This window comes from Vreelandella titanicae BH1 (genome assembly GCF_000336575.1).
GTDB classification, from domain to species: Bacteria; Pseudomonadota; Gammaproteobacteria; order Pseudomonadales; family Halomonadaceae; genus Vreelandella; species Vreelandella titanicae.
Genome location: NZ_AOPO01000010.1, coordinates 77,038 through 101,427, shown reverse-complemented (window position 1 = coordinate 101,427; position 24,390 = coordinate 77,038). Strand labels below are relative to the sequence as shown.

At 55.1% G+C, this 24,390-nt stretch carries 23 protein-coding genes; 11 read left to right on the top strand and 12 right to left on the bottom strand.

Annotation, left to right across the window (positions count from 1 at the left end; genetic code table 11):
• Positions 1–27 precede the first annotated feature (27 nt).
• Positions 28–1,734, bottom strand: a complete 1,707-nt coding sequence (locus HALTITAN_RS16995) for a potassium/proton antiporter (protein ID WP_009287833.1) — start codon at positions 1,732–1,734, stop codon at positions 28–30.
• A gap of 152 nt (positions 1,735–1,886) precedes the next feature.
• Between HALTITAN_RS16995 and HALTITAN_RS16990 the strand changes: the two genes are divergently transcribed.
• Together HALTITAN_RS16990 and HALTITAN_RS16985 are read left to right on the top strand one after the other, a co-directional pair.
• Positions 1,887–3,023, top strand: coding sequence for an ABC transporter substrate-binding protein (locus HALTITAN_RS16990; RefSeq protein WP_027959544.1), 1,137 nt, complete (start codon positions 1,887–1,889; stop codon positions 3,021–3,023).
• Positions 3,024–3,128: 105 nt separating this feature from the next.
• Positions 3,129–3,365 carry a hypothetical protein gene (locus HALTITAN_RS16985; RefSeq protein WP_039859839.1) on the top strand — a complete coding sequence of 79 codons (237 nt, stop codon included), beginning with the start codon at positions 3,129–3,131 and terminating at the stop codon, positions 3,363–3,365.
• A gap of 34 nt (positions 3,366–3,399) precedes the next feature.
• On the opposite strand, the gene HALTITAN_RS16980 is transcribed toward HALTITAN_RS16985, so the two are convergent.
• The 3 genes from HALTITAN_RS16980 to HALTITAN_RS16970 all read right to left on the bottom strand — a co-directional run bounded on the left by HALTITAN_RS16980 (position 3,400) and on the right by HALTITAN_RS16970 (position 7,091).
• Positions 3,400–4,203 (bottom strand): alpha/beta fold hydrolase, encoded by an 804-nt coding sequence (locus tag HALTITAN_RS16980; RefSeq protein ID WP_009287832.1) that lies wholly within the window; start codon positions 4,201–4,203, stop codon positions 3,400–3,402.
• Between the two features lie 40 nt (positions 4,204–4,243).
• The gene (locus tag HALTITAN_RS16975) at positions 4,244–4,912 is read right to left on the bottom strand and encodes a 7-cyano-7-deazaguanine/7-aminomethyl-7-deazaguanine transporter (RefSeq protein ID WP_009287831.1); all 669 of its coding nucleotides are present in this window, start codon (positions 4,910–4,912) and stop codon (positions 4,244–4,246) included.
• Positions 4,913–5,117: 205 nt separating this feature from the next.
• Entirely contained in the window at positions 5,118–7,091 is a 1,974-nt protein-coding gene (locus HALTITAN_RS16970; RefSeq protein ID WP_009287830.1) for a propionyl-CoA synthetase, read from the bottom strand.
• A 278-nt stretch (positions 7,092–7,369) separates the two neighbouring features.
• Here HALTITAN_RS16970 and HALTITAN_RS16965 point away from each other — a divergent pair, with 278 nt between their 5' ends.
• Complete coding sequence (locus HALTITAN_RS16965; protein ID WP_022523354.1) at positions 7,370–7,690, top strand: ArsR/SmtB family transcription factor; 321 nt, start codon at positions 7,370–7,372, stop codon at positions 7,688–7,690.
• Positions 7,691–7,707: 17 nt separating this feature from the next.
• Here HALTITAN_RS16965 and sohB read toward each other — a convergent pair whose 3' ends face one another.
• Positions 7,708–8,751 carry a protease SohB gene (sohB, locus tag HALTITAN_RS16960; RefSeq protein WP_022523353.1) on the bottom strand — a complete coding sequence of 348 codons (1,044 nt, stop codon included), beginning with the start codon at positions 8,749–8,751 and terminating at the stop codon, positions 7,708–7,710.
• A 181-nt stretch (positions 8,752–8,932) separates the two neighbouring features.
• On the opposite strand from sohB, the gene HALTITAN_RS16955 reads away from it, so the two are divergent.
• A complete protein-coding gene (locus tag HALTITAN_RS16955; RefSeq protein ID WP_022523352.1) occupies positions 8,933–9,244 on the top strand; it encodes an SCP2 sterol-binding domain-containing protein in 312 nt (103 codons plus the stop codon).
• Between the two features lie 25 nt (positions 9,245–9,269).
• Here HALTITAN_RS16955 and nudC read toward each other — a convergent pair whose 3' ends face one another.
• The 4 genes from nudC to HALTITAN_RS16935 are packed head-to-tail and all read right to left on the bottom strand — an operon-like array spanning position 9,270 to position 12,153.
• The gene (gene nudC / locus HALTITAN_RS16950; protein WP_039859836.1) at positions 9,270–10,055 is read right to left on the bottom strand and encodes an NAD(+) diphosphatase; all 786 of its coding nucleotides are present in this window, start codon (positions 10,053–10,055) and stop codon (positions 9,270–9,272) included.
• Entirely contained in the window at positions 10,048–10,788 is a 741-nt protein-coding gene (gene dnaQ / locus HALTITAN_RS16945; RefSeq protein ID WP_039859897.1) for a DNA polymerase III subunit epsilon, read from the bottom strand. The genes nudC and dnaQ overlap by 8 nt, the downstream gene beginning before the upstream one ends.
• Positions 10,788–11,258 (bottom strand): ribonuclease HI, encoded by a 471-nt coding sequence (gene rnhA, locus HALTITAN_RS16940; protein ID WP_022523349.1) that lies wholly within the window; start codon positions 11,256–11,258, stop codon positions 10,788–10,790. The genes dnaQ and rnhA overlap by 1 nt, the downstream gene beginning before the upstream one ends.
• The gene (locus HALTITAN_RS16935; protein WP_039859835.1) at positions 11,251–12,153 is read right to left on the bottom strand and encodes a class I SAM-dependent methyltransferase; all 903 of its coding nucleotides are present in this window, start codon (positions 12,151–12,153) and stop codon (positions 11,251–11,253) included. The genes rnhA and HALTITAN_RS16935 overlap by 8 nt, the downstream gene beginning before the upstream one ends.
• Positions 12,154–12,264: 111 nt before the next feature.
• On the opposite strand from HALTITAN_RS16935, the gene gloB reads away from it, so the two are divergent.
• The 6 genes from gloB to HALTITAN_RS16905 all read left to right on the top strand — a co-directional run bounded on the left by gloB (position 12,265) and on the right by HALTITAN_RS16905 (position 20,075).
• Complete coding sequence (gloB, locus tag HALTITAN_RS16930) at positions 12,265–13,032, top strand: hydroxyacylglutathione hydrolase (protein WP_009287828.1); 768 nt, start codon at positions 12,265–12,267, stop codon at positions 13,030–13,032.
• Positions 13,033–13,062: 30 nt separating this feature from the next.
• Positions 13,063–14,286 (top strand): transglycosylase SLT domain-containing protein, encoded by a 1,224-nt coding sequence (locus tag HALTITAN_RS16925; RefSeq protein WP_009287827.1) that lies wholly within the window; start codon positions 13,063–13,065, stop codon positions 14,284–14,286.
• 42 nt (positions 14,287–14,328) lie between these two features.
• Positions 14,329–16,269: an extracellular solute-binding protein gene (locus HALTITAN_RS16920; RefSeq protein WP_027959551.1), complete on the top strand. Its 1,941-nt coding sequence runs from the start codon at positions 14,329–14,331 to the stop codon at positions 16,267–16,269.
• Positions 16,270–16,346: 77 nt separating this feature from the next.
• Positions 16,347–17,420, top strand: coding sequence for a microcin C ABC transporter permease YejB (locus HALTITAN_RS16915; RefSeq protein WP_007114307.1), 1,074 nt, complete (start codon positions 16,347–16,349; stop codon positions 17,418–17,420).
• Between the two features lie 2 nt (positions 17,421–17,422).
• A complete protein-coding gene (locus tag HALTITAN_RS16910; RefSeq protein ID WP_027959552.1) occupies positions 17,423–18,499 on the top strand; it encodes an ABC transporter permease in 1,077 nt (358 codons plus the stop codon).
• On the top strand, positions 18,492–20,075 hold the full coding sequence (locus HALTITAN_RS16905; protein ID WP_039859834.1) for an ABC transporter ATP-binding protein: 1,584 nt from the start codon (positions 18,492–18,494) through the stop codon (positions 20,073–20,075). Before HALTITAN_RS16910 ends, HALTITAN_RS16905 begins: the two co-directional genes overlap by 8 nt.
• A 137-nt stretch (positions 20,076–20,212) precedes the next feature.
• Here HALTITAN_RS16905 and HALTITAN_RS16900 read toward each other — a convergent pair whose 3' ends face one another.
• Together HALTITAN_RS16900 and HALTITAN_RS16895 are read right to left on the bottom strand one after the other, a co-directional pair.
• Complete coding sequence (locus HALTITAN_RS16900) at positions 20,213–20,917, bottom strand: pseudouridine synthase (RefSeq protein WP_027959554.1); 705 nt, start codon at positions 20,915–20,917, stop codon at positions 20,213–20,215.
• A 2-nt stretch (positions 20,918–20,919) separates the two neighbouring features.
• Entirely contained in the window at positions 20,920–21,732 is an 813-nt protein-coding gene (locus HALTITAN_RS16895; RefSeq protein ID WP_009287824.1) for an amidohydrolase, read from the bottom strand.
• Positions 21,733–21,804: 72 nt separating this feature from the next.
• Here HALTITAN_RS16895 and rarD point away from each other — a divergent pair, with 72 nt between their 5' ends.
• A complete protein-coding gene (gene rarD, locus HALTITAN_RS16890; protein ID WP_022523340.1) occupies positions 21,805–22,713 on the top strand; it encodes an EamA family transporter RarD in 909 nt (302 codons plus the stop codon).
• Here the strand turns inward: rarD and HALTITAN_RS16885 are convergent.
• Complete coding sequence (locus HALTITAN_RS16885) at positions 22,684–24,354, bottom strand: methyl-accepting chemotaxis protein (RefSeq protein ID WP_039859833.1); 1,671 nt, start codon at positions 24,352–24,354, stop codon at positions 22,684–22,686. The genes rarD and HALTITAN_RS16885 overlap by 30 nt on opposite strands.
• Positions 24,355–24,390: the final 36 nt, after the last annotated feature.

The following is a 24,390-nucleotide window of genomic DNA, read 5'->3' as shown; positions in this document are numbered from 1 at the left end:
CAGCTTTTCCTTGGAAGTCAACGCCTTTTAGTACAAACGTAACCCGACGCGGGTAATCTTTCCGCCTTCCATATCGCTGACCACCCAATGAATGCCGTGCCAATCTACGTCGTCCCCGATAACCGGGTGGCCCCCCACGCGCAGGGCGATAAATTCCGCCAGTGTCATGTCCTGCTCACCGGGGCTGAGCGTTAGGCCATAGGCTTGGGCGATATCCTGCATTTGCGCGCTGCCATCCAGGGTAAAGGTACCGAAGAAGGCACGCTCCTGCTTGAGCTTGGCATCGCCATTGAACAGTCGGTTAAGCGCGTACAAGTCCTCTGAGCGGCCGATCACACAAATCACATCGCCCAGCTTCAAGCGTGTGCTGCCCTTGGGGTGCAACATGGCGTGGTCGCGGAACAGCGCGGAAATCAAAGCACCTGAAGGAAAACGCAGCAGCCGGATGGGCACGTCCTCTAAATCCTGGTTCTCAACCCCGTACACAAACAGCTCAAAGTCGTTTTCCGGCAGGATGCCCAGCGGGCCGCGTCGGTTAGGCACGGTGCCTACCGGCACTTCCACCTTCAACCACTTGGCCATCAGCGTCAGTGAGCCGCCCTGAATCAGTAGCGACATCAATACCACGGCGAAGGCCACATTAAAGTAGAGCGAGGCATTTTCTACCCCACCGATGACCGGGAAAATAGCCAGCACGATAGGCACCGCCCCTCTCAAGCCCACCCAGGCAATGAAGAAGGTTTCCCGCCAACGGAATTTGAAGAACGGTTTGATGGTGATCAGCACCGCCAGCGGGCGGGCAATAAAGATGAGCGCCAGTGCCACCAAACCCGCGGGCAGTGCCACGTCCCATAACTCACTGGGTGTAACCAGCAGGCCAAGCACCAGGAACAAGCCGATTTGACTTAGCCACGCCAAGCCGTCGTGCACCGGCAGAATAAAGTTGAGGTGGCGCCCAGGCTGATTACCAATCATCAAACCAGCAAGGTAGATGGCCAAAAATCCGCTACCGCCCAGCACACTGGTTAAACCGAATACGCTGAACCCCAGAGCCAGCGCCAGCATGGCATAAAGGCCCGGGGCTAAATCGAGCCAGCGAAGCAGCTTGGCACTCAGCCAACCGCCCCCTAGGCCGACAATCAAACCAATACCAAACTGAGAAAGGAAAAACAGCAGGGTTTCAACGGGGCCGCCAATATCACCAACAAGCAGCTCAACCAGCATCAGGGTCAGGAAAATTGCCATCGGGTCGTTGGTACCCGACTCGATCTCCAGCGTCGCCCCTACCCGTTCGTTGAGATTAACGCCGCGACCGCTGAGCATGGAGAAAACCGCAGCAGCATCGGTTGAACCTACGATGGCGCCAACCAGCAGGCCCTGTACTATAGTTAGGTCAAAAATCCACATCGCGATAACGCCAACAATGGCGCTGGTGATAAAGACGCCAAAGGTCGCGAGGGAAAGCGCGGGTTTAAAACCCACTCGGAAGGTTTTGAGGCGAGTACGTAAGCCACCGTCTAACAAAATCATGGCCAGCGCGAGGTGGCCGATGGCAAAGGCCATGGAGTAATCGTCAAACACTACGCCCAGTACGCCCTCTTCACCTGCTAGCATGCCTAGCCCAAGGAAGATCAGCAGCAGCGGCACACCCATCATCGACGATAAGCGGCTGGCCAAAATGCTGAGGGCCATAAGAGAACCGCCTACCAAAAAGAACGTATAAATTGTGTCCATGACTCTCCGTCTCTACATCAATACAGCGCTATTATTGCATGTAACCGTTGAATTTACTGTCTCTTCTCAGCGCCCCCTTATGCTCAAGGGGCTGGTCAGAAGCTTTCCCAGGCGGCTACACTTCGCCGTTACAACCCCTGGAGTTACTGACTATGTTGCGTTGCCTCTTACGCTGTTGGCACCCTATCCTGTTGAGTCTTATCGTCACCTTATTGTTTTCTAATTCAGTTATTTACGCAAATGAAGAGCGCGAAGAAAGCCCTTCAGAAACGGCCCCGCTGACGCTAGATACAGATGTTGAGGTGCCGGAAGCATTTTGGCGAAACATTGACAGCGAAAGCGTCGAGGAAGTGCCCACCACGGCGCAAACCCCGGCACCGCCGCTCGAACCACCGCCGGTTAAACACATCACGCTAATGCTGGATTGGTACTTGAGCCCGCAGCACGCAGCCTTGGTGATTGCTAAAGAGCGAGGGCTGTACGCTGCCCAAGGACTTGAAGTGGAGATTCAGTCACCGGCCGACCCCTCCATCGCTATCAAGCTGCTAACCGCAGGTGAAGTCGATTTGGCGCTGACCCGCCAGCCGCTGCTTCATATGCAGGCTCATAACGGCGCGCCAATCGTCCGCATCGCGACACTGATCGAAACCTCGCTGACGGCAGTCATTGTGGCGGGCGAGGAGCAGGCGGAAACCGAAAATACCTTGGCAGGGTTACACTACGGTTATACTACCGGAGAAGGCCGCGACCTGAGCATTCCGCGTTTACTCCCCCGCTCGGTACAGCAAACCGATGATTTCACCCCGCCCATCAACCTGCACTTCGACCCCATTCGAGCAATGCGGGAGGGTCAGATTGACGCGGTCGCCGATGGCTTTTACCACTACCTTCCTCAGCAGTTGGCGACTGAAGGCATTAACACTCACGTCATTCGCTTCGATGAGTTAGATATCCCCCGTAATGACGGCCTGGTGGTATTGGCCAATAGCGATACGCTTGCGCGCCGCGCTGATACCTGGTCTCGCTTCGTGCTTGCCGTTGAGCAAGCCAGCCACTGGATTATCGACAACCCTGACGCCGCCTGGGAGCTGCTGATTAGCGCGCACCCTGTGCTCGATAATGACATTAACGCCAACGCCTGGGAGGACATCCTGCGCCGCATGGCGCTGAGCCCCGCGGCGTTAGATAGCCGCCGTTACGCTGACTTTGAAACCTTTCTACACAAAATGGGCCTTACTGACGAGACGCTGCCCGTATCGCGTTTAGCAGTAGATCCACACACTTTATAACCAAGTATTAATAGCTCTCCATCCACTACCATGGCGGCCCATGAGCGAAACAGCTTTAATTTTTGCAAAAGGTAAGGGGCGTTGTTTTGCCAATCAGGAGGGCAAGTGCCGTGTGGCGCGTGCAATGGTCAGGAGTCGATAGCAGCGCATACCCAGCGGGCGCAGGAAGCGCTCACCCAGCTTCAGGTCAATGTTTGGCCGTGGCCGGGCAGCATTGCTATTGAGGGGCAGTCAGCGGGCGCTACAGCAGCGCCCGCAAGCTTTGATGTGGATAGCTACCGAATTTTGAACCGTTCCCTGCATTACCCAGAGCAGCACGGCTTAACGGTCACGCCACTCTGATAAAACAGCGCTTCTTAAGTATTTGAACACGCATCTATTGCGCGTCTAGAAACGCCGTCACTGCCTGCTGGAAGGCTTCCGGCTGGTCGGCGTGTAGCCAGTGGCCGGCATTTTTGAGCGTTACCACACGAGCGCGGGGTAACACTTCACGCAGCGCGGGGATCATATCGTCAGCCACATAGTGAGAATCGCCGCCGCGTAGCACCAACGCCGGGCCTTCAAAAGGCTGCTCGCCATCGGGCACGCCGATAATGTCGCTATAACCGCGCTTGATCTGATCTAAGCCCACCCGTATCGCCATCACGTTATCGTCATTGCGCACCAGATTAGTGGCCAAGAACAGCCGTGTGGGTCGCGACTCAACATGCTCGCCCAGCAGATCATCGGCTTCACGACGACTTTTGGGTTGACCTTCCCGCACATTATCGAGCGCGGCAAACACATCATCGTGGCCATGCTCATAAGCCACCGGGGCAATATCCGCCACAATCAACGACGCCACCCGCTCAGGTGCCAAGCGCGCCAAACTGATCGCCACTTTGCCACCCATGGAGTGGCCCAGCACATGAGCGCGCTCGATCGAGAGCTTGTCCAATAGCGCTATCACGTCATCCGCCATGGTGGCGTAACGCATTCCCTCTGCATGGGGTGAGCGGCCATGGTTACGCAGATCCAGCGCAATCACCCGGCGGCTGCCCTGCCACACTTTTAAGTGCGAACGCCAATTATCGGCACTCCCCAGCAAACCATGAATCACCACCAGCGGAGGTGTATCCGCGGCGGCTTCTTCGGCGGGCATATCGATAAAGTGGAGATCAACGGTGGCAACGTCAGTCATGCTAGCTCCTCAGCCTTGCGGACTCTGTGTGTTTACGCGATTACGCCGTACGGGGCTCGGCATCCACCTGGCCTGTCCAAACCACCAAGCGGCGCGTTAGCCAGGCAAGCAGCAAGCCATACAGCGGAAGGAAAAACAGCAGGCTGATAGCGAGCTTAATGGCATAGTCGACGGCGGCAATTTCTATCCAATTGGCGGCCATAAACGGGTCTGGGCTGTTATAGAACGCCGCCGAGAAGAATGCAAAGGTGTCGGCTAGGTTACCCAACACCGTTGAGCAAACGGGTGCCACCCACCATGCCCACTGGCGCAAGCGGTCAAACACTTGTACATCCAGCAACTGGCCAATCACATAGGCCAGGAAGCTGGCGAGGGCGATACGGGCGACAAACAGGTTCCACTCCGAAAGTGCCTCAATCCCGGCAAAGCTGCCGCGGGGAAATACCACGGATACCACATAGGAGACCAGCAGTGCGGGAAGCATAACGCGCAGAATAATCGATCGCGCCGGCCCTTTGCCAAACAGACGTACCGTTAGGTCGGTGGCTAGAAAAATAAACGGGAAGCTAAACGCGCCCCAGGTGGTATGAAAGCCAAACAGCGTAAACGGCAGCTGAACGAGATAGTTACTGGCGGCAATAATGCCGATATGGAAAGCCACCATCACCATTAGGCAACGGCGGTGTTGAGTCTCACTCAATGCAAACATGCGGGTAGACCTTTTTTTAATAGATAAGAGGGGTTAGGGAACCCTCGGGTAGTAAGCGCATCGCCAAATCAACGTTGATAAAACTGGCGCTGTTCTGGGGAGCGCATTATACGGCTTATACATGATATTAAAAGCCAAGGGATGGAAGCCGCCACCCCTTGGCAATCTGCATGCCCTCGCACTTGGCTAATAAAAAGTAGCCGCATCAATCCAGCGGTGTGGCTTTATCAGCGGCACCTACCGAGCGTTCACGCATGGCGGCGTGAACATCGGTCAGGCTGGTGGGGTCATCAATGGTGGAGGGAATACCAAACTCTTTGCCATCGGCAATCGTGCGCAGTAGCTTGCGCAGAATTTTACCCGAACGGGTTTTGGGTAAGCGGTCGACCACTAACACCTGCTTGAAGCAGGCAATTGGGCCAATATGCTCGCGAACCCGCGCAATGAGCTCGGCCTCCAGCGTCGCTTCATCGCCATTAAAACCATCTTTAGGAATCACCAAGCCAATCGGCAATTGCCCTTTAAGATCGTCATGAATCCCAATCACCGCGCACTCGGCCACCGCGGGATGGGCGCCAACCACCTCTTCCATTTCACCGGTCGAGAGTCTGTGCCCTGCCACGTTAATAACGTCATCGGTACGGCCCATAATGAACAGATAACCCTGCTCATCAAAATAACCGCCATCGCCGGTCAAATAATAACCGGGGAACGCCGCCATATAAGCGCTATGAAAACGCTTCTCGTCGCGCCAAACGCCGGTCAAACAACCTGGCGGCATGGGCTGTTTGATCACTACACTGCCCTGCTCCATGGGTTTGGCCTGTTCACCATCACGGTTGAGCACCTGCACATTGAAGCCAGGAACGGGGAACGTTGCGGATCCCGCTTTGGTGGGCACGGCCTCTATGCCGGGCAAGTTGGCGGCGATGGGCCAGCCGGTTTCAGTTTGCCACCAGTGATCAATCACCGGCACGTCCAAAAGGTCATCCAGCCAGTGAAACGTGGGTGGATCGAGGCGTTCTCCGGCCACATAGAGGTGCTTTAGGCTGCTGATATCGTAGTTCAGTAACAGTTTAGCATCAGGATCCTCTTTCTTAATCGCACGGAAGGCCGTGGGCGCAGTGAAGAAACTCTTCACCCGGTACTCCTCGATCAAGCGCCAGAAGCTGCCCGCATCGGGAGTTTTTACCGGCTTCCCTTCGTATACCACCGTGGTGCAACCAAGTAGCAAGGGGGCGTAAACAATGTAGGAATGCCCAACGACCCAGCCCACATCCGAGGCGGTAAAGAACACTTCACCGGGCTCCATGGCGTAGATCGCCTGCATCGAATAGGCCAGCGCTACCGCGTAGCCACCCGTATCGCGCATAACACCTTTGGGTTTTCCGGTGGTGCCTGAGGTATAGAGGATATACAGCGGGTCGGTTCCCTTCACCGGCACGCATTCAGCAAACGGCGCCTTCGCAACCAACTCTTCCCAGTCGTAATCGCCCTCCTCCAGTTCAGCCCGGTGCGCTTCACGCTGATAAACGACGCAGGCATCCGGCTTATGGGCGCTTAATTCAACGGCTTGGTCTACCATTGGCTTATAGGGCAACACCTTGCCCAGCTCGATACCGCAGGAAGCGGCAACCACCACTTTAGGCTCGGCGTCTTCAATCCGCGCCGCCAGCTCATGGGGAGCGAAGCCACCAAATACCACCGAGTGAATAGCGCCAAGCCGCGCGCAGGCGTACATGGCCACCAGCGCTTCGGGGATCATTGGCATATAAATCACCACGCGATCCCCCTTAGTGATGCCTAGTTGCGTTAGCGCCCCCGCGAAATACGCCACTTTATCGCGCATTTCGCGGTAGCTAAGGGTGAGCTTGGCTTGTGCGGCAGGCGAATCCCAGAAAATCGCCGCCTGATCACCGCGCCCATTTTCGACATGATAATCCAGTGCAGCGTAGCTAAGATTCATTTCACCGTCGCTGAACCAACGAGCATGCTCTTTCCCAGGGCTCTGCTCATCGTAGCTGAGAATGGTTTTGGGCGGCGTATACCAGGGAATACGTTTGGCCTGCTCGGCCCAGAACGATTCAGGGTGTTCGATGGAGCGTTGGAAGGTGTGTTGGTAGCGGCTCATGGTGTCCCTATCTTTTTTGTAGTAACGATCAAGGAGAATTGTTGACACTTTATAAAGGAAACCGATATTTCTCCCTCATACTATGGGCTAAATAGCGACCAAAGCGGTAGACAGGTACCAACATTGTCGACAAGATGTCGAATGACTACCATTGATTAACCGTTAAACAGAAGTTTGGACAAAACTCGCTAAATTACTGATCATTAAACAACATGGTCCTCGCGACGCGACGATGCCTCGACAACGTACAGCAATGCCTTTAAAACGACGCCTTTAAAACAATGCTTATAAAACGCTGATGTAACAGTGTAGGCAAGGAGATCATTATGTCTGCTTCTACAAGCGCCGCTACACGCCTGCTTGAACATAACTGTCGCGCTATTGAGGCGGGAACCAACCTGCTAAAAGCGTTGGCCAATGAAAAACGGCTGCAAATCCTCTGCCTTCTTGCCGAGAAAGAGCTGTCAGTGACGCAAATTAATCAACAGCTTGCGTTAAGTCAGTCGGCACTTTCGCAACATCTGGCTATTTTGCGGCGTGATGAGCTCGTCGATACCCGACGGGAGTCACAAACCATCTATTATTCGTTAAGCAGCGAAAGCGCCAAGGCCGTGATTGACACCTTGGCACACCATTACGCTGCATAACGCTTCAGGGTTTAATCTCAGCGCCGCTGCCACCCAGCGGCGTCGATTAGACCAAGCGCTTTCAGCGCTGCTTTTTCAACACCTTCTGAAATGGCCAACCCCAGTTTACGACTGACGGTTTTAGGGGCTTCTAGCTTCACTGTGAATACTTGCGCCTCGGTCATACGTTCTACCAGATAGGCTTCGCTAGTCCCTACGCTGTCGACAAGCTGTAAAGATAGCGCCTCGCTACCGTACCAAATCTCGCCTGTGGCGAGGGTGTCAATATCCATGCTGGGACGCCGTTCTGCCACATAGCCTTTAAACAAGCGGTGCGTATTCTCTAAATCCTCCAAGAACTTCGCTTTACCCTCTTCGGTATTTTCACCCAGCACGGTTAAGGTACGTTTGTATTTACCGGCGGTAAGCAGTTCGACGTCAACATCATGGCGCTTAAGCAGGCGATGAATATTGGGAACTTGTGCCACCACGCCGATGGAACCAATCACTGCGAAAGGCGCGGCCTTGATGTGCTGTGCAGTACAGGCCATCAGGTAACCACCGCTTGCCGCCACCTTGTCGATACAGACGGTTGTGTTTAACCCCGCCGTACGCAGCCGGTCTAACTGCGCCGCTGCCAACCCATAGGCATGCACCAGGCCACCCGCGGACTCAAGACGCACCACTACCTCGTCTTCCTTAGCGGCGACACCGATGATGGCCGATACCTCTTGAGCAAAATGCTCGGTTTGCGAGGCTTTCAGATCGCCATGGAAGTCGAGCACCCAAACCCTTGGCGCTGAGGCGCCGTCTTGCTCCGTTTTGTGCTCCTTGTGACGCTTTTTATCTTCACTGCGAAATAGTTTCAGCAGTTTTTTGCGCGCACCAGGGAGCGTGGCAGCCAGCCGCAAACGCCGGACACGGCGGCGTCGTTGATCGTTAAGTGGCTCGATCGTGAGTTTCAGCTCGCTCTCTTTGTCCTGCTTGGTTCGTGCAATCAGCAGCAGGCCAAAGCCTATCAGCGCCATCACGATGGTGGTTTGCACAACAAAGGTGCCTATCTCTGCTACCCATTCACTCATTGACGTTCTCCATTAGAGGATTAATTCCTTTATAGCTCGTGCGTTGTATATGCGTATGCTGATAGTGACTAGCGCGCTTGATTGGAACGCCCGTATGAAATAACCTCGCTTGCCTTTACGATTGTTTCTTTTGGCTCTGGTCGCTAGCCTTAGCCTGATCTACTTAACCGAGAGATATGTTATGTCAAACAACACCCTTGAGAAGTTAAAAGCGCGTTTTAATCCGGAAGCGGCAAAGGGCATGGATGAAGTTTTCCAGTTTCACTTTACCGATGCGGGCAGCTACTACTTAAATATCCAAGATGGCACGCTGGACGTACAAGAAGGTGAGCACGACGATCCTTCTGTCAGCTTAAGCCTAACCACTGACACGCTAAAAGGCATTATGAGCGGTGAGATCAATGGTATGACGGCCTTTATGACCGGTAAGCTAAAAGCGACTGGTAATGTCATGCTGGCCACTAAGCTGACTAGCTTATTCCCTAGCGAGTAATCGTCATATCGGCACGCGGCGCCGCTTACTCTTCGCGCCAGCGTGCCAAATGGGTTTCGATTAGTTCGCGGGATATCGAGTAAGGCGGCGGCAGAGAGGGCAACTGACGAGGTGAAAACCACGCCGCATCGCTAATTTCCACCCCATCGATGCGAATGCGCCGGGTGGTGGCTTCGGCGAAGTAACCAAACATCAACGAGTGCGGGAATGGCCACGCCTGACTTTGGTGATAACGCAGTTGATCGATATGCACGCCCACTTCCTCAAACACTTCACGATGCACCGCCTCTTCCGCTGACTCCCCAGGCTCGATAAAACCCGCCAAGGTGGAGTAGCGCCCGGGTGGAAAGCGCGGACTGCGGGCAAGCAGCATCGCCTCCCCGCTGGTCACCAGCGTGATAATACACGGTGAGATACGCGGATAGTTGCGGTGCCCACAGGCGTGGCAGTGCATAGCAAATTCCGCAGTTAGCTTGGTGGCCGGTGCACCACAGCGGCCGCAGAAACGGTGATTCTCTAACCAAGCACCTACCTGCAGCGCCGTGGAAAGCAGGCTAAACCAAACGGTTGAAAGCTCGCTCATCCATTGACGACCATCAATCCAATCGTTTCCAGCTTTGGATTCCACAAGCAGCGCCACCGGTTCATCATCCCAGTAACACAGCGGCTGCATCTGCTCTGTCCAGGGTTGATAGGGCTGCAGCGGGGTCAACTCTTCACTACCGTTTAACGGTGCGGGCGCCAATAGGCTACGCGACAGCCGAATAACCCGACCAGCTTGTTCGTGATGGGGGATTTCTCGCCTAAGCATCGCTGGCCGCACCCTCCTCAAACCAGTTCAATTGATGCGCCTCGCACTTGGCCTGATGGGCCGCTCGCTCTTCGTCTGTTGGCCGCACCACGCGCAACTGGCCCGGCGTTAAAGAAAGCCGCTGAATCGACATTCCCTCATTGGAGGTATCCGCCTGTTCCTGTTCCGCTGCGGAGGCCGCGTCCAAGGTCAGCGCGGTCTGCCCACCGGTCATCGCCAGGTAGACTTCGGCGAGGATTTCAGAGTCTAACAGTGCGCCGTGCAGTACCCGGTGGCCATTGTCGATATCGTAGCGTTTGCACAATGCATCAAGACTGTTGCGCTGACCGGGGTGCATCTTCCGCGCCATGGTCAGCGTATCTAATACGCCGCAATGATCGCTTACCGGCCCCAACACAGGGGATTTACGCTGCCGATTCAACATGCCCAGCTCGTGGTCAATAAAGCCCACATCGAAGGGGGCGTTATGAATCACCAGCTCCGCGCCTTCGATAAATGCCCAAAACTCATCGGCAATTGCCGCGAATACCGGCTCGTTAGCGACTCTGGCATCATCAATCCCGTGAACGGCGACTACTTCAGCATCGATATGCCGCTCAGGATTGATGTATTGGTGATAAGTGCGACCAGTGAAGCGTCGATTGACCATCTCAATAGCACCAATTTCGACTAGGCGATGGCCATCTTTGGGGTCAATACCCGTGGTTTCAGTATCCAAGATCACCTGACGCATCATGCTCTCCTCTTTTGGTGCTCATCAATCGCTTCATTGGCCAGCGCATCGGCGCGCTCGTTGCCAGGGTGGCCGCTATGCCCTTTTACCCAGTGCCACTCGACTTGGTGGCGCTGGGTCTCTTCGTGCAGGGTCTTCCACAGTTCGGCATTTTTGACCGGCTGCTTGGCAGCGGTTTTCCAGCCGCGCTTGATCCAGTTATGAATCCACTGGGTAATCCCCTGGCGTACATATTGGGAGTCAGTCCAAAGCGCCACTTCACAAGGGGTATTGAGGGTGCGTAGCGCCATAATCGCAGCCATTAACTCCATGCGATTATTAGTGGTATCTGCTTCATAGCCTTTCAAGGTTTTCTCATGCTCGCCACTCGCCAGCACGACGCCCCATCCGCCGGGCCCTGGGTTGCCCCTACAAGCCCCATCGGTATACACCGTTACCCGAGGTAGATCTCCCGCCGCCTCTTTAGTCAATCTCCTGATCCCCCGGTCTATGTAAAACAGATTTATGTAAAACAGGCTTCTGTGGATCAGCTTTATTTGAATCAGCTGTGTGCCTATCCTTTTGCCGTGTTTTGGCTTGCGATGTTCTAGCGGGAGGCGTTTGATAAGCTTGGTAGTGGGTGGATGAGCCTGAGCGGGTAACTCCCAACGACGCCGGGGACACTGGCGCCTTCAAACCAAATTTCAAACGCTGCACTGGCGCTTGGCGCTGCTGTCGGCGTGCTTGAATCATATAACTTTCGCCCAGCGGCAGGTTATGCCGCCGCCCTAACGACTCCCAATACTCACCGCACTTGGCGTTCATCCGCCCCCTGAAACAGCAATAGTCTACCCGCTCCACCTCAAAGTCGACAAACGCCAACCAGTCCCGCAGGCGGCTAGCCGAGCGCCAGGTACCGCTCAAGGGAAACGTCTGTTGGCGCTTTCGCAACTGCCGGGTAAGACCACTCACACCGACAGGGTTAAAACCAAACAGCACCATAATGCCGTTGTCAGCAGTGACACGCGCAGCCTCCTGAAGCGTAAAGTGGGCATCGGTTAAGTGCTCAAGCCAGTGGTGGATGACCATCACATCTAAACAGCGATCCGGCAGCGCAAGCTGATCCGGTGGGCATACCAAGGTGCTATCGTTTTCGGCTAACTGACGCGTAGGCAACCAGCGTATGGGGTGCGCAATGGCCGACATGGTCATCAGTGCCGGCCCCATGCTCATTTCCAAGCTGTGGCCGCCCACACGCGATTCCACAACGGGCCCTAAGCAGGCACGCTGTGTTTCCCACAGCGAACGCCCCGCCTCTGTTTGCCAATAAGGCTGGCTACTTTGTAAGCGCTTAGCCAGTGTCGTGGCCATCGTCGAATTTGACATGAACAGCGCTTCCCTCCACAGTAACGGCTTTTTAACGCCTTTTACGCACCGATTTAGCGCTAATAAGCGCAATGTTTGATGTGTTTTTTCGTAACTTAAAGGATCTCGCCGATGATGAGCGTGACACCGATCCCCGCCCTTAGCGACAACTATATTTGGCTATTAAGACAAGATACCAGTCAAAGCGTTTGTGTGGTGGATCCCGGTGAAGCTGCCCCGGTGATCGAGTTTCTTGAGCGTGAGTCGCTCACCCTAAGCTGCATTCTGATTACTCACCATCATCATGATCATACCGGTGGTTTAGCAGAATTAATTAAACGCTACTCTCCGCACGTTATCGGCCCCGACAATCCCAAGATTGAAGGCATCGATGAAACCGTGGGTGATGGCGACGAAGTCCGCATTATGGGTCGCTTGTTTGACGTCATGGCGACCCCCGGCCATACGCTGGATCATATCAGCTACTTCACAGCGGGTATCCCTGCACTACTGTTCTGCGGTGATACCCTTTTTTGCGCGGGTTGCGGTCGTTTATTCGAGGGTACCCCGGAGCAAATGTACACCGCGCTGAAAAAATTTGCGGAACTCCCTGAAGATACACTGGTCTTTGCAGCCCATGAGTACACTCAGGCAAACCTAACGTTTGCCCGTGCTGCGGATCCTGAAAACGAAGACGTCAAACACGCCTTGCAGGAGTGTGAAAAGGCGCGGGCATTGGATCGCCCCACCTTACCCAGCACGATAGGACGCGAGCTGAAAATTAATCCCTACCTCCGTGTGGGCACTGATAGCGTGCGCCAAGCGGCAGGCACCCAGGGTGTTAATAATGATGATCTCGCTACGTTCACCACTCTACGCGAGTGGAAGAACCGTTTTTAAGAACGCTATCGAAACCAAACGAATGCAACTATGACCTATCGAACGATTCGCCAGCGCTTGATGCTGAGCGCTGGCAGTACCGTAATAATGGGCCTAATGTTAGCCGCTGCGGCAAGCTCACAAGCCTCTGCGACAGCCTATGAAGGATCTACGGCATCAACCAGTAAATCAGTAGACGCTACAAAACCACGCCCCACGCCGTTCCGAATCCATTTTTGGGAGGCGCTGGAGCTGGAACCTCAGGACGCTTGGACAACGCTGCGTAAAAGCTTTCAGTGGCAAGAGAAGTCACTGCCAGACGAGGCCCAAGCACGGGTAGACGAATGGGTTGAGCACTACCGTTCCAGCCCCGAAAACATTGCTACTATCACCGAACGCGCCTCTCCCTGGCTTGCCTGGATTACCCAGCAAGTTAGCGAGCGTGGCCTGCCTGGTGAAGTCGCGTTAATACCCTTCGTCGAGAGCTCCTTTGACCCAGGCGCGCGAAGTCATCGCGGCGCTGCTGGGCTATGGCAGTTTATGCCCGGCACTGGTGATGCATTGGGTTTGGTACGCAACGGAAACTACGATGGCCGGTTAGACGTTTTAACCTCCACCGAAGCGGCGCTGGACTACTTGGAAATGCAGGCCGATCAGTGGTATGAAGGCGATCTGATGCTTTCATTAGCGGCTTATAACGCCGGCGCAGGCACCGTTAACCGCGCTCGACGCCAGGCCCAAAGCCAAGGCCTAAACGGTGATTACTGGGATCTCTCGCTGCCCTATGAAACCATGCAGTATGTGCCCAAACTGAAAGCCATCGCGACCATCATTAACGACCCTGAGCAGTACGGTGTCAGCTTGCCGGAAATACATGTTGATCCGGCCTTCGCTAAAGTTAAGTTGGCCCAAGCAGTGACGCTCTCAGAAGCCTCTCAACTGCTGGGTGTCAGCCAAACCGCGTTAGCCGAATTAAACCCTGGCTTGCTCAATGGCAGCATTGACCCCCGTAGTGCTCAGACACTGCTGGTACCTGAAGAAGTGGATACCCAGATGCTAGCGCAGCTTTCTCAAGGCGGCAGTCAAACACAAGACAGCAACCAAGCGCTTGCGCAAAACAGCCGTGGCAATACCCACCGCGTTGAAAGAGGCGACAGTCTCTCTGCGATTGCGGCCCGGTATAATATTGACCAGCAAGACCTTATACGCTGGAATGCGATTGACCGCCCCAGCACTCTGCAACCAGGCCAACTGCTGACACTTTCAGGGCGTTAAACCGGGTTAACTAGTTGGCTTTGTTCACATGGGATGTCTCAAATGCCGCGTGGTTTGTTTTTTGCGAAAACGCTTCTACTCATCAGTGGCCTGCTGTCCAACGTTTCAATACTGGCTTCAGACGCCGAAACAATAGCGTCAGAGTCGACGTCTATCACCGCCACCAACACTAATGTGGTGGGTGATTTGAACACCGACGCAAACAACGTGGTTCCTATTGAAACAGTTCATGGGTTATCGCTTTACGATAGCCCCGAGCTGCCAGCCGACTTCCCCTACTTCCCTCACGTAAACCCACAGGCCCCCAAAGGCGGCACCATTACCCATACCGCCGTGGGGAGCAGCTTTGACTCGACCAATCCGTTTATTATTCGCGGCACGCCAGTTACCGGCATTTCACAAATTTATGACACCCTTATGGCCAGCAACCCCAATGAGCCCTTTAGCCTCTACGGCTTGCTGGCCGAAGGCGTGCGCCTTGACCCTGACAGGGAGTGGATTGAGTTCGACCTGCGCCCTGAAGCGCGTTTTCAAGACGGGGAACCTGTCACGGCCTACGATGTAGTGTTCTCGCTTAACCTGCTCCGCGAAGAGGGAAATCCGTTTTACGCCAGTTACTACGCGGGGGTGGAAGAAGCCATTGCCCTCAATGAGCATCAGGTACGGTTCACCTTCAACGACACTCAATCCCGAGAGCTGCCGTTAATCGTCGCCCAGTTACCCATACTCCCCCGCCACTACTGGGAACCCCGCGAATTCACCTCCCCCACCCTTGCGGCACACCCAGGCTCCGGGCCCTATCGCATTAGCGAAGTAGACCCAGGTAGGCGAATTGTTTATCAGCGCGATGAAGATTATTGGGGTAAAGATTTGCCGGTCAACGTTGGCCGATACAATATTGATCGCATCATTTACGACTACTACCGTGATCGGGATATTGCCTGGGAAGCGTTTAAAGCGGGTCTCACCGACTTTCGTACCGATGCCCGCGCCGCCACCTGGGCAATTGGCTACGACTTCCCAGCTTATGAAGAGGGCTTGGTAAAGCGGCTAACGGTACCGGACGTTAACCCTTCGATGATGCAGGCGTTTGTTTTCAACCTGCGTAAAGAGAAGTTCCAAGACCCCAGGGTGCGGGAAGCGTTGAGCCTGACCTTCGACTTCCCGTGGCTCAACACCAATATTTTTTACGGTACCTATCAGCGCACCGAGAGCTTTTTCCAAAATTCAGAGATGGAAGCCACCGGCTTACCCTCTGAGGAGGAACTGGCGCTGTTGGAGCCCTTTCGGGAGGAGTTGATTGCCTCTCATGGTTCTGACCGTTTGTTCACTCAGCCCCTGCCTATCGATCAGCCCATCGAGCTGCGTGAGCGGCTTCGTAAAGCGCTCGATCTCCTCCGCGAGGCAGGTTATAGCGTTGAAGACGGCATACTGGTTAACCAACAAACCGGGCGGCCTTTAAGCCTGGAAGTGCTGCTCTACGACTCAGGGCTTGAACGGGTGGTGCAGCCAATGCTCCGCAACATGGCCCGTTTAGGGGTACAGACGTCGCTGCGTATCGTTGATATTAATCAGTATTTAAACCGACAGCGTAATTATGACTATGACATAGTGATCAGTCATTTCCCTCAGTCGAACAACCCGGGCAATGAACAGCGCGACTTCTGGACCAGCGCCGCCGCCGAAGCACCGCAAAGCCGTAACCGGATGGCGCTGGCACATCCGGCGGTCGATGCACTGGTGGAGGAGATCATTAGTGCTGAGGGCCGTGAAGAGTTGGATACCGCCACGCGCGCGTTGGATCGGGTGCTGCGCTGGGGGTTCTATGTGATTCCCCACTACCACTCTGGGGAGACCCGCATCGCCATTTGGGATAAGTTTGGTTACCCCGAACCCTTCCCCAAATACGCCATGGATCTGGATGCGTGGTGGGTAGACACTGACCGTGAAGCAGAACTGCAGCGCCGCCAGCGCGGCCGTTAACTTTGGCCCGATTACAACTTCTTAAATGCAACGGCTTGTCCTCAACGGTTTCATCGTCATAAACCTCGGAGTGCTCTGTGGCCCGTTATACCCTACGCCGACTGCTGCTAATGATTCCGACCCTTTTCGGGATCATGCTACTCAATTTTATTATTGTTCAGGCGGCGCCGGGTGGGCCAATTGATCAGATGCTGGCGCGTTTTGAAGGCGCCGACGCCATGGCCAGCACTCGCTTGGATATGGGGGGCGCCGATGTCCAGGTCAGCGATGACTCCCGGGGAGCCCGAGGTATTGACCCACGCTTTATCGAGCAGCTGGAGCAGCAGTTTGGTTTTGACAAACCCGCCCACGAACGCTTTATCGGCATGATGGCGGATTACCTCACCCTCGATTTTGGCACCAGTTTCTTCCGCGACCGCCCGGTCACCGAGCTGATGATCGAGCGGCTGCCGGTTTCCATATCACTGGGGCTCTGGACGACACTGCTGGTCTATTTAATCTCTATCCCGTTAGGCATTAAAAAAGCGCTACGCCACGGCTCCCGGTTTGACGTCTGGTCGTCGGGGTTAGTGATTGTCGGCTATGCCATTCCGGGCTTCCTGTTTGCCATCCTGCTCATTGTCCTGTTTGCCGGGGGCACCTACTGGGACTTATTCCCTTTACGCGGTTTGACCTCACCCGACTTCGACCAGCTTTCAGCCTGGGGCAAGGTCAAAGACTACTTCTGGCATATCACACTGCCGGTTATCGCCGCCTCGATTGGCAGCTTTGCCACGCTGACGATGCTAACCAAAAACAGCTTTCTCGATGAGATTCACAAGCAGTATGTAATTACCGCCCGCGCCAAGGGGGCCGACGAGCGGCGCGTGCTTTACGGCCATGTGTTTCGCAATGCCATGCTGATTATTATCGCGGGCCTACCCGCCGCCATGATCGGTATTTTCTTCACCGGCGCGCTGCTTATCGAAGTGATCTTCTCCCTGGATGGGCTAGGCCTGCTCGGTTTCGAAGCGGTCATGCAGCGGGATTACCCGGTGATTTTCGGCACCCTATTCCTGTATACCGTGATCGGCTTAATCCTCAAGCTGATTTCCGATTTGACCTACGTGTGGGTAGACCCGCGTATCGATTTTTCGACTCGGGAGTCGTGATAATGGCCTCTTTATCATCACGTTTATCGCCTATCACTCGCCGTCGACTGTCCGCTTTTAAAGCCAATCGCCGTGCCCGGGTGTCACTTTGGTTATTTGCCACGCTGTTTATTCTTAGCCTGTTTGCCGAGCTAATTGCCAACGACAAACCGATCATCATGCAGTACGACGGCCAGTGGTACTTTCCCATGCTGGTGGACTACCCAGAAACCGAGTTTGACGGCTTTCTACCGACCCGAACGGACTATCTGGATCCCTTTGTTCAGCAACAAATTGATGATCATGGCTGGGCGCTATGGCCCATTATTCCGTTTTCATATCAGACCCTGGACATGAATATGACCCGCCCTTCTCCGGCCCCGCCGGATAGCCGCCACTGGCTGGGCACCGATGACCAAGGGCGGGATGTGACCGCACGGGTGATTTATGGCTTTCGACTCTCGGTAGCCTTTGCACTGGCACTCACCGCAGGATCACTAGTCGTCGGTGTGGTAGTGGGCGGTGTGCAGGGCTACTTTGGCGGCAAAATTGATTTGATCGGTCAGCGATTCACTGAAATTTGGTCCGGCTTACCGGTGCTATTCCTGCTGATTATTTTAGCCAGCTTTGTTCAGCCGGGATTTTGGTGGCTGCTGGGGATTATGCTGCTCTTTTCGTGGCTGGGCCTGGTCGATATCGTGCGCGCCGAGTTCCTGCGTGCACGCAATTTGGAGTATGTGCGCGCGGCCAAAGCCATGGGCTTGCCGTCACGTTTAATCATGTGGCGTCACGTGCTACCCAATGCCATGGTCGCCACGCTGACGTTTATTCCGTTTCTGTTTACCGGCGCCATTGGCACCTTGACCGCTCTGGATTTTCTCGGCTTCGGCCTGCCGCCGGGTGCTCCCTCGCTGGGTGAGCTTGCTGCCCAAGGCAAAAATAATCTACACGCCCCTTGGCTGGGCATCACGGCGTTTATGACCTTGGCGATCATGCTGTCACTGCTGGTATTTATCGGCGAGGGCTTGCGCGACGCCTTTGATCCCCGCCACGTACAACAGCGCCAAGCAGGCCCAGCTCAGGAGACTCAGCATGCCTAATCCCCTGCTGCGCATTGAACACCTTGATGTCACTTTTGATAGCACCCCGGTGGTTCACTCACTCTCACTCACCCTCCATGCAGGTGAAACCCTGGCCATTGTCGGTGAGTCCGGCTCGGGTAAATCGGTATCGACGCTGGGCATGGTGAATTTGCTGCCCAGTAATGCCAGCGTTCAAGGCGAACGCTGGCTAGGTGATACCAATCTGGCCACTTTAACGGAAACTGAGTGGAACACGGTGCGTGGCAATCGCGTCGGTTTTATCTTCCAGGAGCCGATGACCTCGCTCAACCCCCTGCATCGGGTGGGCAAGCAGATTGGTGAGGCCTTGCGGCTGCATCAAGGACTGCGGGGCCAGGCGGCCCGGGAACGCTGCAAAGAACTGTTGGAACAAGTGAAACTACCGCGCCCGGACGAATTGTTGGATGCCTGGCCCCACCAGCTCTCGGGTGGGCAGCGCCAGCGGGTGATGATTGCCATGGCGATTGCCAACAATCCCTCACTGCTGATTGCCGATGAGCCCACCACCGCGCTGGACGTCACGGTACAGCAGGAGATTCTCGCCCTGCTGCGTGAACTACGCGATCATCATGGCATGGGCATGCTGTTTATCAGCCACGACTTAAACCTGGTGCGCCGCCATGCCGATCGCATTTGCGTGATGTACCAGGGACGTATTCAAGAAATCGGCCCGGTGGAGCAGGTCTTTCAGCACCCTCAAAGCGATTACACTAAAGCGCTACTGGCCGCTGAGCCGGAAGGTAGGCCCCAAGCTATAGAGCATACAGCGCCGCTACTGACCGCTCGTCAATTAAGCGTGAGCTTTAAGCGCCCTAAGACCGGCTTATTTAAGCGCCAGCCCCCTGCTTTTGTGGCGGTGCATCCAATAGATTTCCAAATCGCGCCAGGGGAAACCCTGGGCATTGTCGGTGAATCCGGCTCAGGTAAAACCACGCTGGCGTCAGCGGTCATGCGGCTGGTCACTAGCCAAGGCGATGTTACCCTTGGCAAGGATAAACTAAGCGCCCTAACCGGCGATGCGTTACGCCGCCACCGCCATCGCCTGCAAATGGTGTTTCAAGACCCCTATGGCGCGCTTTCACCGCGTATGCCAGTGTTTGATATCGTCAGCGAGGGGCTGCGCTTTCACTACCCCCATCTCACCACTGAAGAAGTCACCCAGCGGGTTAATCAAACGCTGCACGAGGTAGGTTTGCCCGAGAGCTGTGCCGCGCGCTACCCCCACGAGTTCTCCGGCGGTCAGCGCCAGCGCATTGCCGTGGCAAGAGCGATTATCTTAGAACCGGAACTATTGGTGCTGGATGAGCCAACCTCGGCGTTAGACCGTACCGTGCAGAAGCAGCTAGTCGCCCTGTTGCGCGATTTGCAGGCACGCCGTCAGCTAAGTTATTTATTCATAAGCCATGACTTAGCCGTTGTGCGTGCCATGGCACACCGTATTATGGTGCTCAAGGATGGCGAAGTGGTCGAACAAGGCCCCTGCCTAGAGGTGCTTTCAGCGCCACAGCACGCTTATACTCAAGCGTTGATTGCCGCTGCGCATCTGACTCACTAGTTCTGACTTACTAACTTTATCGAGTCACGATACTTGCTATTGTTGGTGGCAGAACTAAGATAACGGTATAAATATCCAGATAAAATAAAGCCGCTTACCCTTTTGGGAAGCGGCTAATAGAGACCTTAAGCAAGGACTCAGAAAAGCGCGATTTCGTCGGCGGTTAATTCTCGCCACTCGCCGGGCGCCAGGTTGGCATCCAAAGCCAAATCACCGATAGAGCTGCGGTGCAGTGAGTTCACGTGATTGCCCAAGGCGGCAAACATACGCTTCACCTGGTGATAGCGCCCTTCGGTAATGGTGAGTTCTGCCTGGGTGGGCGAAAGCAGCCTAAGCGTTGCGGGCTGCGTCGGGGTCTCCTCCCCATCCAGCATCAGGCCATCGGCGACTTGACCAATCGCCCACTCCGCCGTCGCACCTTCCATCGGTTCCGCTAGCTCGGCGATATACACCTTGGCGCAGCGATGGCGCGGTGACGTGACACGGTGCGACCACTGGCCATCATCGGTTAATAGCAGCAGTCCCGTGGTATCCACATCCAACCGCCCTACCGGCTGTAACCGATCGGCTTTGGGCAGATCTATCAGGTCTATCGCGCGCTGATAGAGTCCGCGGCGGGCATTGCATTCAACGTCAACGGGCTTGTGCAGCATAATGTAGCGCAACCCTACCAGCGCCAACCGCTCGCCGTTGAGCACCACCACATCGTTATCGGTATCGATCTGGGTCGCCGACTGCTTGATCGGCTCGCCGTTGAGGGTTACCTCACCATTTTTGAGTGCCCGCTTAGCCAGGCTACGGGTTAATGGCGTGGTTTCACTCAAAAAGCGATCAAGGCGCATCATTAACCCACTCCTGGCAGCAGTTGAAAGTGGTCGGCATCTTGCCAGGCAGGAAATTTTTCACGAAAAGCATCAAGGGCAGTTTTATCCAGCGTGCCCGTCTCTATAAACGGGGTATGGGCAGGTTTATCAATTAACGCTTCACCTTTGAAGTCGACCAACAGGGAGTCGCCGCTGTAGGCAAGCCCTTTGGCATCTTCTCCAACGCGATTAACGCCAATCACATAGCTTAAGTTCTCTACCGCACGGGCTTGTAGCAGCGTACGCCATGGATGACGACGCGGTGCTGGCCAGTTGGCGATACACAGCAGCGCATCATACTCGAAATGCTTCCCTTCTGCTGGCTGCTGACGCATCCACACCGGAAAACGCAGGTCGTAGCAAACGCTCAGCAGCAGCTTAAAGCCATTGAGCTCTACCACTTTACGCTCACTGCCCATACCGTAGCGCTCATGCTCACCGGCCATACGGAATAGGTGACGCTTATCGTAGTGGGTTAACACCCCCTCCGGCGTTGCCCAAATCAAGCGGTTATAAAACTCACCGTCCTCTTCGACCGCCACGCTGCCGGTCATCACGCAGTTGCGCGCCTTCGCCTGGGCCTGTAGCCAGGCAACGCTTTGACTTTCCGCCATCGGCTGGGCCATTTCGCGGGAATTCATGGTAAAGCCAGTGGCAAACATCTCAGGCAATACAATAAGATCCGTGTCGCGGCTATCCAGCTCGCCCAGCAACTTCTCAAGATGAGCGTGGTTGGCCTGGGGATCTTCCCAGCGCAGATCACACTGCACTAGCGTGTTCCTAAGTTGACTCACTTAACACCTCCAATTCGTCAGTCTCAAGACAACGTTTATGCTAGATTAGCATCTTTAAATAATGAGGCTGCTATGCTTCCTACTCCAACACGCGATCCAGATGCCGTCAAAGGCGTTATGTATGGGCTAACCGCCTACACCATGTGGGGCTGCTTTCCGCTATTTTTTGCCCTGTTTGACGGCATTCCCGCCTTTGAAATATTGATTCACCGTATCATTTGGGCGTGTCTATTTCTGGTCGGCTTGATTACCCTTCTGCGCCGCTGGCCGCCCGTTGTCACCGCATTGGGGGAACCCAAGCGGCTTGGTCGGGTGTTGGCCTGTGCGCTATTGATTGCGTTTAACTGGGGTATCTATATTTATGCAGTGGAGTCGAAGCAGGTATTGCAGGCGAGCCTGGGCTACTTCTTAACGCCATTAGTGAACGTCGCGCTAGGCATGCTGGTACTTCGGGAAGTGATGGCCAAGCTGCAGCTGGTCGCCTTGGGCTTGGCCAGCGTGGCCATTGCCACGCAGTTTGTGATGCTGGGTGAACTGCCCTGGCTTAGTCTACTACTGGCGTTAAGCTTCGGCAGTTACGGCCTGTTTCGTAAGCAGGTGCCACTGGACGGATTATCGGGACTGTTTGTGGAAACCCTGTTGCTATTCCCACTCGCCCTGATCGCCTTGACCTGGTTAAGCTGGAACGGCAGCTCGCATTTTCTTCAAGATACGTCATCGACTGGCCTGCTGATCGCCAGTGGGGCTTTGACCGCGCTGCCGTTAATGGCCTTTGCCGGCGCGGCACGCCGGTTGCGTTTGGCAACCCTGGGCTTTTTGATGTACATCAACCCCAGCATTCAGTTTCTGATTGCCTTAACCGTGTTCGGCGAGCCCCTGGGCCTTATTCAGTTGGCAACGTTTGTGCTTATTTGGATCGGGCTCGCGCTCTACTCCTGGTCGGCATGGCAATCACGCCCGCGCTACGCTACGGCTGGTTAGTGCAAGCGGTGGTACTGGGGCGGCCTCTGACTGCAACGCAGGGGGCGCAGGGGGAGTCGCTATATCACGCTCAGGCTGGTAGCCAACCCGGAATCCGCCCCAGTGCTTACCCTGCACATACACCGGCACAGAGAGGTCGTGCATGATTTCGCCGGTATCGCGCTTGTAGGTTTGCAGTAGCAGCGGCTTTTCATGAGCCCCACATCGGCTGCCCGTCGGGTCATCGAAAATGCGTTTGTTGCGGCAGAACTTTAAATCGTGCGCGTAGTCACCGGTTGGTGCAAGACTGACCGCTTTGTTATGGGTCGGCACATAGCCTTTACGGTCACAGGCAATGGCATAGCTTAAGCTTAGCTGCGTGAGCAAAGGCTCTTGCAAATCGGGCAGGTACCTATCAGTGAAACTATCAAAGCCGGTTTTATATTGCGGCGGCTGCGTACCCGGAATCTGTTCATAATGGGGCTGGAACAGGTGGGTGTCTGAAAGCTCCCCGCGGGCAATCGCTTTTTCCAGCAGCTTACCCAACTTATCGGCGGTTAATCGTGCAGCGTGGAATACCTGCTGGTGGCGACCCTCCAAATGCTGTTGAGCCAGTTCACCATCGACCCCTTCGGCAGCCTCCATCAATGCCCGGGCCTGCTCGGCCAAATCATGCATATTACGATTGCCTTCATCGACATCATCTTCCAACTGGCTCAGGCTGTCCGCCACGGTTTGACTATGTTCGCGAGTGTTTTCCATGGCATCGGCAACACGGGTAATTTCCCTCTGCACTTGGTCGAATTCTTGAGTCATCGTACCCAGACTGTTGCCGACCACTTGTAGCCCCTTGGAGCGCTTGCTGATACGGGTCATTAACTGGCCCATAGTGGCGACGACCGACTGGCCGCTCTGATGCATATCCTTAACCAGCTCATCGACACTTTGCGTTGCGGTAGAGGTCTTGAGTGCCAGGTTGCGCACTTCGCCGGCGACGACTGCAAACCCTCGCCCGTGTTCACCCGCTCGGGCCGCTTCAATTGACGCATTGAGCGACAGCAGATGGGTTTGTTCGGCGATATCCTCAATCATGGAAGTAACGTTACGTACACGCTCAATTTTATCGTTCAGCGCGGTCAGCATTTCCAGCGCTTGGTTTGAGCGGTCGGCAACATCGCTCATGTCCTGAATAATATCGTCCAGTTCAGCATGGTTGTGATGACTGGCCTCCCGGGCGCTCTCTGCCAGCGCTGCCACTTGGCTGGCGCTGGCACTCACCTGCATAATGGCTGCATTAATGGCCGTCATGCTCGATGAAGCTTCACGAGCCATGGTTTCTTGCTTTGAGAGGCGCTGATCCATCAGATCGGCATAGTGCGACACTTCTGCCGAGGCAATCGCTGTGCTGCTAGCGCGGTTCATTAACCTGTAGGCCATGGCGCGAAGCGAACGGTAATCACGCAGCGGCTTAAAGCCAAGCCGATGCTGTTCCAGGCGACGTTGGTCGGCTCGGTAGACGCCTTCCAGTACGCTGAGTAGCATAGCGCCACCGCCTAGCGCGGCGAATAGAAGTGCCAGATAACGCCAGAGCCCTCCTTGTATGGCAAGCCCTATCGACAGCACTACAAACAGCACCGGAACACACAATCGCAGTAAGCGCATGAGCTGTACTCTTTTATTGATGTTATTGAGTATCGA